We start from the raw sequence: 12,508 nt of genomic DNA, 5'->3' as shown, positions 1-12,508 counted from the left end.
GCGCCCTTGTCCAAGCTTCCGCAGGTGGCAGACACCATGCTTTTGGATCAGGCAGAGAAGATTTCTAAGTTTGTGCGGATCATGGAGCGCGAACTCAACCGTCGTAAGAAACTCCTTGCGGACTATGGTGTAGGGACTTTAGAACTCTACCGAGAGGCTAGTGGCCAGCAAGAGCCGGCTATCGTTATTCTCTTAGACAGCTATGAGGCCATCAAGGAGGAAACTTATGAGGCAGAACTCTTTAAGCTCTTGGTGCGCATCTCTCGTGAAGGTCTCAGCATCGGGGTGCATCTCTTGATGACAGCGGGTCGACAGTCTAACCTTCGGGCTCAGCTCTACTCGAACTTCAAGCACCAGTTGAGCCTTCCACAGAATGATGTGAGCGAGGTGCGAGCAATCGTGGGCTCTACGCCCCTTGCCATGACCATGGAAGACATCAAGGGACGAGCACTGATGAAACGTGAAGAGGTAGATGTTATCCAGCTGGCCTTGCCAGTCTCAGGAGCCAATGATACCCAAGTCCTCAACAACCTGCGTCAGGAAGTGGCTTCTCTCCAAGAAGCCTGGACAGGACAGCGCCCAAGTGCCATCCCGATGGTGCCGGAGGAGTTGACCATGGATGTATTTCTCAATTTACCTACAACTCAAGAAGCAATTCAGAATCGTGAGTTGCCGATTGGTTTGGAGTTTGAAATGGTACAGAGTATTGCCATTTCGTTTAATCAATTAAAAAGCTTGATTTATCTGTCTGATTCTGCTGAGTCATTAGAAAATCAAACACATCATTTATTAAATACATCACTCTGTTTTGGAAAGAAATTAAGAGTGATGCTTGTAGATCCACTGGAGGAATATAGATCTTATAGTGAAAAAGTGTCAACGTATATTAGTAGTAAAAAAGAGATTTCTGAAATAGCTCAACAATTAATATTTGAGGTGAATCGCCGACTAGAAGGAGACTTGTACTCTGATTGGTTGATTTTTATGCCAAATATAAAAGTAATTGTTGAACATGGTCTGTCAGAAAAAGATTTGGACTTTTTATTCAAAAATGGTTTGCGTGTAGGATTGCATTTTGTAATTGGTAGTGAGTATTCATATATTGGAAATAACATCCATGAAGTTCCGAAATATCTTAAATCCAATGCGCAGTGGGTTATGTTGGGTATGCGTTTAATGGATCAAATGTTTTTAGATAAACCTTATAATAATAGAGAAGCTCGACTAGAGTTGGATGAGGTTTATCTACATGATCGTAAACAAGCCGTTAAATTAAAAATTACTAAAAATGACTAATTTGGAGGGATTTGTATGTCACCAATACAAAGTAAAGAAGAAGTAGCTAGTTCTATTGCATCTGGAATTGCTAGCTCATCTAGTAGTATTGCATCTGGAGATAAAGTTGATTTAGATCAATCGAGTGAGTATCCGGGAAATAGTACAGCTGCGGAGAAGATTCCTAAAGAAGCTGAGTACGCGTCTTCTATTGCAGAGGTTCTAAATGGATTCGTTTCACGGATACAGAGTACAGCTGCTGAATTTGTAGCAGTAGATAGTCAGCTTGCTGCAGACATAGATACCAATACTTCTGTGCTACCTCAAACAAGTGCAGTTCCAAAGGACAACACTACATTTGTTCCAAATACGAGCTATTTTTCAGAAGAGGAATAATGAAGACACTAACATTAGAAGAAATCGATAATAAATCAAAAGAACTGGATAATTCTCTAAATCAACTAAGTTTGGAGAAGAAGAAGGTTACTCGCAAAGAGAAGGAACTATTTGAAATGCATCGACAAAGTTTGCTTCCATTGCGACAAATCTTAGAATTGCCTCTATCGTCAAAAGATTATCAAACTTATCAAGATTTGATAATGGACATAGGCAGTGTAGGTGCATTAGTAGAAGCGTGGTCGGAGGAACGAAAAGATTCAATCAAGAAACAAGAAGACCGATTGGAAAGAGAGTTAGATGAACTCTCCTATGCTCGAAAGAAATTAATGATAGAACAGGAGTCGCAGAAGTAATATGGTAAAAATGGTATTAGGATCTTCTGATACGCAGGGTCAGACAATGGCTTCTGTGGGAGAAGCTAGAATAACTTCCTACGATCAAGCAATTTCTGCATTATCAGCATTTGATAATGCAGGAGATTTGCAAGGTGCAGCCTATGATAGTGGTAAACAATATGGTATGAATGTAATCACTCCCTTGCTCAAGGGAGCCATCATGTATACAGAATTGGTGAGCGAAGCTGTTCCAAAGCTACCATCAAAATATCAATCAGAGGTTGGCGATGAGGATCTTGATTCAGAGGTACTTGAAAGTGAAATTCGTAGTCTTGAAGCTAGTCTTCACAGCATTAGAGGGATGTACAATGCAATGGTTGGAGACGAATCTACAAGTGCAAGCACTTTAAGTAGTCTTTCAAATCGTATGGATGATCTCCTAACACAAAGAAATGAAAAAATGGATAAGCTCCGCAAGTTAAATATGTTTGCTGGAAGTTCCAATGAAGTTTTTTCAGTAGGGGAAGGTAGTAGCTTAGTTGATGACTTAGCTCAAAATCTCCAAACGGGCTTAAGTCAAATTGAAACAGAGTTTTCAAGTTTTAGTGGTACTTTTCCCAAGCACTCTGTGAATACTCTGGGATGGGCAAAGAATATCGAGGGTGAGTGGGAAAATAAGGTTAAGATTGACGGAGATTATAAGAAGGTTCTTGAGAAAATAAAAGATGGCAAAGAACTCTCTGAGGATGATGTGAAAGCGCTCGAAGCTTATCAAAAACGCTATGGAAGGGTTCTTCCTGATAGTGTGAATAATGCTTTGAAGAATTATGTTGAAAAAGAAACCAATGATATTGTAAAAATGATATCAGATACTTTAGAGGCATATAAAAGAGGAGAAATTAGCGAAGAAGCTATAAATGATGTTTTTAATTTCCTACAACAAAATGGTATAAATATTTCTCCGGATGATCTAAAAAATAAGTCTGTAGATTTTTTTAAGGAAAGTATCACTTCAAAATTGAGTGATAAATGGTCTGAGTTAGCGACAGCACATTATATCTCTTACATGCTTCCATATCAAGTTCCATATTTAATCAATGGCTTAAAATCACAGATTGGGAATACACTAACGAAATATGGATTAAGTGCACTTCTATCAACTGCACCTGGATCTACAGTTAATAAAATGGTGGGAGAAACTATTGAGAAAATTGGAGATGCTGTAATACCGTCAGTGAATAAATTAGATGGATTCTTAGGGAGTGCTAAATTTGCGAAAGCATTACCATTTGGATTAGGAGCGGGACTTGACTTTGCAGGGCAATTATTAGGTGGCGAAGATGTTGGAGATGCCGCAGTTAAGACAGGTGGGCATCTTGGAGTATCATTGTTAGCTACAGTATTCTTAGGTCCAGGAGGATGGGCTTTTGGTGCAACAGTGGTGGGATCAATAGCTTTTGATTACCTATATGATAAATATGGGGATAAAGTCGTGGAATTTGCTGGTGATGTTTGGGATGGTACAAAGAAAGTAGTAGGTGATACGATAAAATCTGTCAGTGATACAGCTGAGAAAATATGGGACAGTGCGGGAGATGCAGTTCATGGATTTTTCTCGGGATTAGGTAGTGTTTTTAATTAATAAATTAACGGAGAAATTTTAATTATGAAAATATATATTGGTTATTTGGATTCGAAATGGATTTATTTTGATGAAGAAAACGAAGTATTTCAATATCAAGATCAAAAAAATAGTTCTAATTGGATTATGGTTGCTGCTCCACTTGCAGTCTTTCTTTTAAAAGGAATTGCAAGTGCTTTAAATTCAGCCTTTGGGACATTATCGTATACGATTAATATCAGTATTGCAATGATTGGAACTCTGATAGTTTGCGGAATGTTGATGATAGCTAAGGTGAGAAAAAAAAATCCGAGAACTGGTTGGAAAACAGTTGTTTTGAAGGAAAAAGATCTCAAAATGCTATTAGTAAAGGTGATTTCAATTTTTATTATTAAGATTCTTTTTATTATTTTAGGGATTTATTTTTTGGTTACTTATATTAGAGAAACTGATTTTTTGTGTCTGATGATATATCTGCTTGCTTTTGCTTGTGTTATGCATTTTCATCAGGAATTTAAGACAAGTAAGATTAAAAAAATATTGAAAAAACAAAAAATATTGTTAAATGGTTTGGGAGATTCATAGTAGGCAGGGAATAAATATTTCATTGCAAGCAAACTTAAGATATATGTAAAACTTTTTAAATTTAAAGAAAAATTATTATACTTATATAAAATTATCTTTAGAGGAGAGGTATAAAATGACTAACTTATTACCTATTGGTACTGTTGTTCGCCTTCATAATGGAACGATTGATGTGATGATTATAGGTAGATTTCCATTGTACAATCAAGAGGGTACAATTGGCTATTTTGATTATGTAGCATGCCTATATCCAACAGGGGCAGCAAATGAAGAACTCTTATATTTTAACCAAGAGAATATTGAAAAGGTGGTATTCGAAGGATATCATTCGGAAAAAGAGGATGAGTTACAAGAATTATTCAAGAAACAAAAGGATAGTATTAAATATCCAAAATTGAAGATATAATTTAATTTATAGGTTTATTTCCAAAACAATAAACTTACTAACTTTCATTTGTGGGGGATCTATATTAAAATTGTAAAACTATTTGTTGCTTGGCTCTTTATCAACTGTAGTGTGTTGATGAAAAGTGAACATTGAGAGAGGACGGGATTCGTTCTCTCTTTTTTATACTCTCAACTCTCTATTTAGTGGCTAACCTGAAGTTGAAAGTAAATAAAGTTTTAAAACCATTAAAAAGTGTAATAAAATTCGAATAAGCTATATTTTTAGAGATTGTTGAAAAAATCACTATGCTTTAAATAAAAATAAAAAACGAGGAGCTGCTTTGACATTAAAGCAACTCCTCGTTTTTTAGTTATTCCTTTTCTTAAGTTAAAATGGTGTGGCTATAAGTATAAATTAATGGTGCAAAAAAGTAGTTTGCTTCCTATCGAAAGGTGTTTGTTTTGATATTGTGATATAATAGAACAAGAACATTTTCTTTCTAGTACCTTGAAAATTCTATATTTTTCGCTTGTTTATCTCTTCAGCTATTTACAAAAAAATATATCCTGTCCCTTGCTGTCAACTTCCACCCACATGATGTGGCTTTCTTGCTGATTGACTATAAGGGGAGGGGAATGGCTAATCTCTTTAAGAACCTGCCCCACCTCTTTCTCATCTCAGATGAGTTCGCAGAACTCAAGGTCAACCAGCCTGACTTTTGGAAAAGTGGGAAATTTTATAGGAAATGTATTTTCTAAAGCAAAACCATTTGTTCAAGGAACAGGTAAAGTATTTGGTGAAGCATTAATGGCATTTGACTTTTTTGATCAATTAGATTCTGGAGAAAATGTTGTTAATGCGGTTGCAAAAACTGCATTGCATAACTATGTTTCAACTGCTATTACTTCCACAGTAACGACATCAGTTGCAGGAGGAATTGGAGGTACTATTGGTGCTTTTGTTGGTACACTAATTCCAGTACCAGGAGTTGGGACAGCAATTGGTTATGGGCTTGGCTTAGCTACTGGAGTAGCTGTATCATGGGCAGCGAATAAGATAGTTGATTTTGCTTATGATAAAACCGTTGGCAAAGCAGTTAATGCAACATTGAAAGCAGGTGGAGAACTTGTTAATGATGCAGCTAAGAGTGTGAAATCATTTGGAAAAGCAATTGGTGATGGAGTATCCGGCTTTTTTGGCGGGTTAGGGAACGCATTTGGTTTTTAAAGAAAGGAATAAATTAAAATGAAAAAATATTTACCAATCGGAAGTGTAGTAAGATTAAATAAGGGGGATACAAAGCTAATGATTGTTAGCAGATTCCCTCTATATAAAGATGGAAATGATATTGGTTATTTTGAGTATTGTTCATGTATATTTCCAAGTGGCGTTGATGGAAAGGAATTTATTTTTTTTAATAAAGAAGATATTGCTGAGGTTTATTTTGAGGGATATATTGATGTATCAGAGGAAGAAGCACAAAGAATGTTTTCTGAACAAGAAAATGAAATTGAATATCCTAAGTTTAGGGTTGATAAAACATTCGAGGAGAATAGTTAATTAAATGAAGCAACAATTAAAAGAATTAGTTGAATTTGGGTCAAAAGAAAAGGATACTGAGCAAACGATTTTTTATAGTCCCGAAGAAAACACCTTATTTGTTGGTCCTAGCGTACCATTTCCTGTTATGTTCGTCCCCAGTGCCGGGATGTCATACGGAGTATATTTACTTGCGGAACGATTCACATTTCATGGTTATTTTCCACTTGCTTTATCGTTTCTAATTGTATTTGTTATTGCTAAAATACAATTTAAACGTAGGAAGGAAACGGCAGTTGTTGATGTAGTTCCATATGAAATCCCTCCCCATTACTTTACTACTCAAAAAAGAAATGGTAGAAAAACTTATTTGATCATATTATCTTTTGGTGTTATTACTTTGATTTTGTCATTCTTATTTTTATCTTTTGGAGGATTTTTGGTATTGTTTTTGGCGTTTACAATGTGGTATTTCTTTATTTTACTGATATTATCTGGTCAATTTAAAAAATCAAAATATTTAAAGATCTTAGAAAGAAGTTGGAAGGAAAATGGCGAATAATCAGAGAGTCTACTATTTTTATACATATCCAGTAGTTGTTACATTATTTTTTCTATTACTAGCGCCTATAATATTTTTTATGGATTCATTCAATTCGAATGATTATTTAATTAATTATCTTATGTGTATGGTAACACTCATTTTTGACTTAACAGTAGGAAGATTACTTTTTAAGACAACAGGGAAACTAGTGCTAGATGGATCTGAATTAAAGATTTATAATGGTTTTAAAGTTTACCGTCTTGAAATCTCATCTGCAAGGTTTTATTTTGGGAAAAATTACTATATTGGTAGGGGTGTTTATCAATACCCAATTTATATAACTGGAAATACTATTTCAAAAAATAATGACATCAAACCAATTTCTTTGAAATTGCTTGGTCAATCAAAGGATGTTGAAAAATTTAAACAATTTTATATGACCTATTTGTTAGACAAAGTAGGTCAGTTGCCGGATGATGAAGATTGGTCTATTGATTATTTGAATAGATTAAAAATACACACAAATCATAAGTAAATATAGTTAGGGACAAAATAATAAGATAATGTTAATAATTTCTTGTAGATACTCAAATAGAGTTAAGAAGTGTTATATTTTCTACTATAGTTATAATAATATTTATTGATGTTAGTATGATTTCATGGATATGTTTTGGTAGATTATTATCTAATCAAAGGTGGTCGGTACTTATATAGAGGTTCAGATATTTTCTTAATAAATAGAGAGTTGTTTGCTTGGTAAATCAACTATTACAATATCATGTACTCAGAATTAGTAAGCGAAGCTGTTCCAAAGCTACCATCAAAATATCGTTCAGAAGTTGGCGGTGAGGACCTTGATTCAGAGGTACTTGAGAGTGAAATCCGTAGCCTTGAATCTAGTCTTCATAGTATTAGAGGAATGTATAATGCAATGGTTGGAGACGAATCTACAAGTGCAAGCACTTTAAGTAGTCTCTCAAATCGTATGGATGACCTCCTAAAACAAAGGAATAAAAAAATGGATAAGCTCCGTAAGCTAAATATGTTTGCTGGAAGTTCCAATGAAGTTTTTTCTGTAGGGGAAGAGGGCAGTTTAATTGACGGATTAGCTCAAAACCTCCAAACGGGCTTAAGCCAAATCCAAACAGAGTTTGCAAGTTTTAGTGGTACTTTCCCCAAGCACCCTGTGAATACTCTGGGATGGGCACAGAATATCGAGAGTGAGTGGGAAAATAAGGTTAAGATTGACGAAGATTATAAGGATGTCCTTAAAAAAATTGAGGATGGTAAGGGACTGACCGAGAAAGATATGGAGGTGATTCAATCCTACAAAAAACGTCATCCAAGTAAAGAGTTACCAGATACATTAGTTGATGCTATTGAGCAACATCTCTATGAAAAGGCATTAGCTGAAGCACTTGGTGATGATGGTGTTAAGTATAATACGAAGAATTGGTATGATGTAGTTACGGAAATCTCAGATAATGACTGGTTTAAGAGAGGAGCCCAAATACTTGGACTAACACCGAAAAGCTTGACTAAGGCTTTTCTACAATCGGACGGCATCATAGGATTGCTGGGATCAGTTGATAAGGGGACAAAATGTAGAAAATTTGTAAGTGGTGTAATGAGTGTCATGGCTTGGTATGAATCATTAGGAAATAAGGGAGGGATACTGAAAAAGGTTTTCGATGGTATTTCTGATATCTCAAGTCCTGTAGAAACTATTGTTAAAAAAGGATTGGAAGGTGCCAGAGATGCTGGAATGGCGAAACTTGGTAAATACATGAAAGGGGGAGAAGAGGCAACAGGATTATTAGGAAAAGGGATTAAACATTTCCCAAAAGTAGCTAAGGCTTTAGGAAAAGTAGCCAAGTTTTTCGGGAAAGTAGGTACAGTAATGACGTTTGCTGATCTTGGAATTACAGCGATTTCTAGTGGAGTAGACGAATTTAGCAAAACCAGGGATGTAGGAAAAGCTGTTGGAAAAGGTGCACTTTCAGCTGTAGCTAGCGTGGGTCCATTAGAAGGTGCAACCATCGGAGGAGCAATTGCAGGACCGCCTGGGGCATTTTTGGGAGCTGGCGTTGGGGCTGTTATTCAAGGAATCAAGTTTTTGGAGCCTAAATACTTTGATGATCCAGTACAGGGAACAAAAAATATTATCAATAATGTTGGAAAAGGAATTGAAGGATTTGCAGGTGCGGTTTCTAAGGGAATTGGTGGAATCGGTAAGGCATTAGGATTTGGGTGAAAAGTATGAAGAAATCAATTTTTAAAGCAAGTTTTGAAGAGAGTTTAAATCTAGAAGATGATGGTTTTTTACAGTATCAGAAACAAGATTATTATAATAAACTTGGGAAAGCCTTTAAGAAAGGGAGACCTTCCTTTTGGTTTGGTATTAAAACTTTTATTCTTAGTCTGTTGTTTCCGATAGGTTTAAATTTCATGTTCCTTGCTTTTACCCTATCATTGCAAAATTCTGATCCTAAAGATTTAAGGTTACCGGTTTCTCAGTATCCTTTGCTAACAGTCGAGCTTTATTTAATTTGCTTGTTAATTTGGTTGTTATTGGTATTAATGGGTAAATTTTTTAAACGGACGTTTATCCTCCCTTATCGTTATCGCTTTCATTTTATAACTTTTATGATATGGCTTATGTTTGAATTTAATTTGATGGCCATAACAATGAGTTTACCTATATTAACAATATGGGGGATCTTGGTATTTTTTGGACTTCTAGTATTCTTGGCTTATGTAATGTTAAGAACGGAGCTTAGAAGTTTGAAAAAACGAATGTATGGAGAAATTAAGTCACCTACCTTACAAGATAAAATTGCTAAAGGTATTGCTATTTATGGAGCCGGTATATTGGGCTTGGCTGTGATTGTTAATTATATTTTCAAAGCTTTTTCTATTAATTTTTCATCTTCTATAACTGTTTTTGGCCTCTTTATATGTTGGATCGTGGGCAATATTGGTTTAATAGCCATAATTGTATTTATGGAGTTTCCTTTCCTTTTAGAAGGCTACTATAAATGGAAATATCCTGAAGAATACCGCGAGTGGGAAGGGAAAACTGTCGAAGAGTGGTATGGAAAAAAATATTTAAAAAAACACAAGGAGTTATTAAAAAATGAATAATAAAAACAAAAATAAAAACAAAGAATTATTACCGTTGGGGAGTATTGTCTATCTTCAAGAAGGAACGCAGAAATTAATGATTATTGGTCGTGGAGTTATCTTTGACGACGAGGAAACTGGAGAAAAAGCATTTGCTGATTATATGGGTGTTTTGTACCCAATGGGCTTTCAAACGGAATCGACGCTTTTCTTTCAACATGAAAATATTGACAAAGTCGTTTTTGTAGGCTATTCAGATGAGGAAGAGGGACGTTTTTTAGAAGTTTATGAGAAGTGGACGAAAACACTCACGGTTCCTAAGAAAGAAATAAAATAGTATTACAATGGAATAACTATCATAGATTTTCTATATTGGATGTAGTAATGCTAATTTTGTCTTTTTGCTGAAAGCTTTAAAACCATTAAAAGTGTAACAAAATTCGAATAAGCTATATTTTTAGAGATTGTTGAAAAAATCACAATACTTTAAATAAAAAACGAGGAGCTACTTTGATATTAAAGAAAGTCCTCGTTTTTTTAATTATTCCTTTTCTTAAGTTAAATTGGTGTGACTATAAGTATAAATTAATGGTACAAAAATATAGCTTTGTTCCCATGGGAAGAGGGGGATTTTGATATTATGGTATAATAGAACGAGAACATTTTCCTTCTAGTACCTTGAAAATGCTATATTTTTCGCTTGCTTATCTGCTCTGCTATTTACAAAAAAATATCCTATCCCTCGCTGTCAACTTCCACCCACATGATGTGGCTTTCTTGCTGATTGACTATAAGGGTGGGGGAAACCATTGAGAAAATTGGAGATTGTGTAATACCGTCAATGAATAAATTAGATGGATTTTTAGGGAGTGCTAAATTTGCGAAAGTATTACCATATGGATTGGGAGCAGCACTTGATTTTAGTGCCCAACTTTTAGATGGTAAGCAACCAGGCGAAGCGTTAATTAAAGCAGGAGCGCATGCTGGAATTGGTATTGCCTCAGCAAAAATTGGTGCTGCTATAGAGTCATTTGGTGGTCCAATAGGGGCAGTAGCAGGTGCTGGTTTAGGATTTGTTTTAGGTGTAGCGGGTTCCATGTTATTTGATAAAATTTATGATGATAATATTGAAGAGGTGGGAAACTGGATAGGAAAAACTTATGAAGGTGCCAAAAAAAATGTGGAAAATTTTGTAGATTCTGTCAGTGATACAGCTGGAAAAATATGGGACAGTGCGGGAGATGCAGTTAATGGATTTTTCTCGGGGTTAGGTAGTGTATTTTAATAATAAGGAGAAGAAATTATGCATAATTATAAATTTTTGCTTAGTTTAGGCAATTATAAAGAGGATAGTTATTATGTAGATTTAATCACAGGTAATTTAAAAAAATCTATTGCTCATAAGGTATCTGAATCCAAAATATTTTTGTCTTCTATCATTGGTTACCATATTCTAGGAATTGGGCTCTTTAAAAGCGTTGAATCTAACGTGGTTCTAAGTATTTATCTGTTACTGGTGTCCTTTGCGCTTTCGATCATTGCTGCGATTGTTTTTAATAAACGGCTATATAAGAATACAGAATTTGAAAAGGTTGAATTTACAAAGGATGAGTATGAGGAATTTCGAAAGCAAGTGAAAAAACATAACAAAACCATAGTGCTACTTACCTTATTATTTATTGTTATGTTTTCTTTTTCAATGTTTCTATATCTTTCAAGACCCAGTATATTCTTGTTACTAGTGATGGACTATGTAGTTTGTTTTTCTTATCTATTTTATACGAACGGATTTTTTACAAAACGGTTCCATTTTGAAGAATATATAAATAAAAATTTTTTAAAGGAAGGAAAAATAATAAATGACTAACTTATTACCTATTGGTACTATTGTTCGTCTTCATAATGGAACGATTGATGTGATGATTATAGGTAGATTTCCATTGTACAATCAAGAGGGTACAATTGGCTATTTTGATTATGTAGCATGCCTATATCCAACAGGGGCAGCAAATGAAGAACTTTTATATTTTAATCAAGAGAATATTGAAATGGTGATATTCGAAGGATATCATTCGGAAAAAGAGGATGAGTTACAAGAATTATTCAAGAAACAAAAGGATAGTATTAAATATCCAAAATTGAAGGTATAATTGAGTTTATAGGTTTATTTCCAAAACAATAAACTTACTAACTTTCATTCGTAGGGGACCTATATTAAAATTGTAAAACTATTTGTTGCTTGGCTCTTTATCAACTGTAGTGTGTTGATGAAAAGTGAACATTTTTTTGAGGGAAATCAGTCGTTTCTGAGCACCTTTTTGCTAGCTATTCCCCTTCTTGAAAGCGTAAAACAAACTAGTCAGGAAAGTCACTTTATGGTATAATATAGAAGACTTAAAAAGAAACAGGAGAAAAAGAATGGACTTACTTTTAGCAATTGTCTTGATTGTGCTAGCTTTTCTAGGAGGAGCTCTTGGAGGGATGTACTTGGTTCGTAAGCAAATCGAAAAAGAATTTGCGGACAACCCACGTTTGAACGCTGAGGCAGTTCGTGCTCTCTTGAGTGCAAATGGTCAAAAACCAAGCGAAGCCAAGGTACAACAAGTTTACCACCAAATCATCCGCCAACAAAAAGCAGCCCTTGCTAACAATAAAAAGAAAAAATAAATAGGAAAAGTCTGGGATGAAAGTTCCAGACT

Annotated in this window: 17 protein-coding genes and 1 pseudogene; all 18 read left to right on the top strand. The window is 34.9% G+C overall.

Annotated features, from left to right (window positions below):
* The coding region (locus tag K1I97_RS08305) for an FtsK/SpoIIIE domain-containing protein (RefSeq protein ID WP_263284083.1) at positions 1-1,296 on the top strand (1,296 nt) is incomplete at its 5' end.
* A 15-nt stretch (positions 1,297-1,311) separates the two neighbouring features.
* Positions 1,312-1,671: a TIGR04197 family type VII secretion effector gene (locus K1I97_RS08300; protein ID WP_223332073.1), complete on the top strand. Its 360-nt coding sequence runs from the start codon at positions 1,312-1,314 to the stop codon at positions 1,669-1,671.
* On the top strand, positions 1,671-2,027 hold the full coding sequence (locus tag K1I97_RS08295; protein ID WP_223332074.1) for a hypothetical protein: 357 nt from the start codon (positions 1,671-1,673) through the stop codon (positions 2,025-2,027). The genes K1I97_RS08300 and K1I97_RS08295 overlap by 1 nt, the downstream gene beginning before the upstream one ends.
* Before the next feature lies 1 nt (position 2,028).
* On the top strand, positions 2,029-3,651 hold the full coding sequence (locus tag K1I97_RS08290; protein ID WP_223332075.1) for a septation ring formation regulator EzrA: 1,623 nt from the start codon (positions 2,029-2,031) through the stop codon (positions 3,649-3,651).
* A 24-nt stretch (positions 3,652-3,675) separates the two neighbouring features.
* The gene (locus K1I97_RS08285; protein WP_223332076.1) at positions 3,676-4,215 is read left to right on the top strand and encodes a hypothetical protein; all 540 of its coding nucleotides are present in this window, start codon (positions 3,676-3,678) and stop codon (positions 4,213-4,215) included.
* Positions 4,216-4,330: 115 nt separating this feature from the next.
* The gene (locus K1I97_RS08280; RefSeq protein ID WP_223332077.1) at positions 4,331-4,621 is read left to right on the top strand and encodes a DUF4176 domain-containing protein; all 291 of its coding nucleotides are present in this window, start codon (positions 4,331-4,333) and stop codon (positions 4,619-4,621) included.
* Between the two features lie 536 nt (positions 4,622-5,157).
* Positions 5,158-5,328: pseudogene (locus tag K1I97_RS08275) on the top strand (FtsK/SpoIIIE domain-containing protein); the annotation flags it as partial.
* A 1-nt stretch (position 5,329) separates the two neighbouring features.
* Positions 5,330-5,830, top strand: a complete 501-nt coding sequence (locus K1I97_RS08270) for a hypothetical protein (RefSeq protein ID WP_223351609.1) — start codon at positions 5,330-5,332, stop codon at positions 5,828-5,830.
* An 18-nt stretch (positions 5,831-5,848) separates the two neighbouring features.
* A complete protein-coding gene (locus tag K1I97_RS08265; protein ID WP_223332079.1) occupies positions 5,849-6,163 on the top strand; it encodes a DUF4176 domain-containing protein in 315 nt (104 codons plus the stop codon).
* 4 nt (positions 6,164-6,167) lie between these two features.
* On the top strand, positions 6,168-6,704 hold the full coding sequence (locus K1I97_RS08260; protein WP_223332080.1) for a hypothetical protein: 537 nt from the start codon (positions 6,168-6,170) through the stop codon (positions 6,702-6,704).
* A complete protein-coding gene (locus tag K1I97_RS08255) occupies positions 6,694-7,221 on the top strand; it encodes a hypothetical protein (protein WP_223351608.1) in 528 nt (175 codons plus the stop codon). The genes K1I97_RS08260 and K1I97_RS08255 overlap by 11 nt, the downstream gene beginning before the upstream one ends.
* 243 nt (positions 7,222-7,464) lie before the next feature.
* Positions 7,465-8,940, top strand: a complete 1,476-nt coding sequence (locus tag K1I97_RS08250) for a hypothetical protein (RefSeq protein ID WP_223332082.1) — start codon at positions 7,465-7,467, stop codon at positions 8,938-8,940.
* 5 nt (positions 8,941-8,945) lie between these two features.
* Positions 8,946-9,830, top strand: a complete 885-nt coding sequence (locus K1I97_RS08245) for a hypothetical protein (RefSeq protein WP_223332083.1) — start codon at positions 8,946-8,948, stop codon at positions 9,828-9,830.
* Positions 9,823-10,146 (top strand): DUF4176 domain-containing protein, encoded by a 324-nt coding sequence (locus K1I97_RS08240; RefSeq protein ID WP_223332084.1) that lies wholly within the window; start codon positions 9,823-9,825, stop codon positions 10,144-10,146. The genes K1I97_RS08245 and K1I97_RS08240 overlap by 8 nt, the downstream gene beginning before the upstream one ends.
* Before the next feature lie 504 nt (positions 10,147-10,650).
* Positions 10,651-11,094, top strand: a complete 444-nt coding sequence (locus K1I97_RS08235; protein WP_223332085.1) for a hypothetical protein — start codon at positions 10,651-10,653, stop codon at positions 11,092-11,094.
* Positions 11,095-11,112: 18 nt separating this feature from the next.
* Positions 11,113-11,676 carry a hypothetical protein gene (locus K1I97_RS08230; RefSeq protein ID WP_223332086.1) on the top strand — a complete coding sequence of 188 codons (564 nt, stop codon included), beginning with the start codon at positions 11,113-11,115 and terminating at the stop codon, positions 11,674-11,676.
* Complete coding sequence (locus K1I97_RS08225) at positions 11,669-11,959, top strand: DUF4176 domain-containing protein (RefSeq protein WP_223332087.1); 291 nt, start codon at positions 11,669-11,671, stop codon at positions 11,957-11,959. Before K1I97_RS08230 ends, K1I97_RS08225 begins: the two co-directional genes overlap by 8 nt.
* A 268-nt stretch (positions 11,960-12,227) precedes the next feature.
* Positions 12,228-12,476, top strand: coding sequence for a YneF family protein (locus K1I97_RS08220; protein WP_000364987.1), 249 nt, complete (start codon positions 12,228-12,230; stop codon positions 12,474-12,476).
* Positions 12,477-12,508 lie beyond the last annotated feature (32 nt).

Origin of the sequence: Streptococcus oralis, from assembly GCF_019929345.1 — a bacterium.
Classification (GTDB): domain Bacteria; phylum Bacillota; class Bacilli; order Lactobacillales; family Streptococcaceae; genus Streptococcus.
Note: the sequence above shows the minus strand (reverse complement) of the source record. Positions and strands in the feature narration are given on the sequence as shown.

What these genes read in the sequence shown, in the direction of transcription:
- K1I97_RS08300 (WP_223332073.1), top strand. Translation starts at nt 1,312, where the DNA reads ATGTCACCAATACAAAGTAAAGAAGAAGTAGCTAGTTCTATTGCATCT.
- K1I97_RS08295 (WP_223332074.1), top strand. Translation starts at nt 1,671, where the DNA reads ATGAAGACACTAACATTAGAAGAAATCGATAATAAATCAAAAGAACTG.
- K1I97_RS08290 (WP_223332075.1), top strand. Translation starts at nt 2,029, where the DNA reads ATGGTAAAAATGGTATTAGGATCTTCTGATACGCAGGGTCAGACAATG.
- K1I97_RS08285 (WP_223332076.1), top strand. Translation starts at nt 3,676, where the DNA reads ATGAAAATATATATTGGTTATTTGGATTCGAAATGGATTTATTTTGAT.
- K1I97_RS08280 (WP_223332077.1), top strand. Translation starts at nt 4,331, where the DNA reads ATGACTAACTTATTACCTATTGGTACTGTTGTTCGCCTTCATAATGGA.
- K1I97_RS08265 (WP_223332079.1), top strand. Translation starts at nt 5,849, where the DNA reads ATGAAAAAATATTTACCAATCGGAAGTGTAGTAAGATTAAATAAGGGG.
- K1I97_RS08260 (WP_223332080.1), top strand. Translation starts at nt 6,168, where the DNA reads ATGAAGCAACAATTAAAAGAATTAGTTGAATTTGGGTCAAAAGAAAAG.
- K1I97_RS08255 (WP_223351608.1), top strand. Translation starts at nt 6,694, where the DNA reads ATGGCGAATAATCAGAGAGTCTACTATTTTTATACATATCCAGTAGTT.
- K1I97_RS08250 (WP_223332082.1), top strand. Translation starts at nt 7,465, where the DNA reads ATGTACTCAGAATTAGTAAGCGAAGCTGTTCCAAAGCTACCATCAAAA.
- K1I97_RS08245 (WP_223332083.1), top strand. Translation starts at nt 8,946, where the DNA reads ATGAAGAAATCAATTTTTAAAGCAAGTTTTGAAGAGAGTTTAAATCTA.
- K1I97_RS08240 (WP_223332084.1), top strand. Translation starts at nt 9,823, where the DNA reads ATGAATAATAAAAACAAAAATAAAAACAAAGAATTATTACCGTTGGGG.
- K1I97_RS08235 (WP_223332085.1), top strand. Translation starts at nt 10,651, where the DNA reads ATGAATAAATTAGATGGATTTTTAGGGAGTGCTAAATTTGCGAAAGTA.
- K1I97_RS08230 (WP_223332086.1), top strand. Translation starts at nt 11,113, where the DNA reads ATGCATAATTATAAATTTTTGCTTAGTTTAGGCAATTATAAAGAGGAT.
- K1I97_RS08225 (WP_223332087.1), top strand. Translation starts at nt 11,669, where the DNA reads ATGACTAACTTATTACCTATTGGTACTATTGTTCGTCTTCATAATGGA.
- K1I97_RS08220 (WP_000364987.1), top strand. Translation starts at nt 12,228, where the DNA reads ATGGACTTACTTTTAGCAATTGTCTTGATTGTGCTAGCTTTTCTAGGA.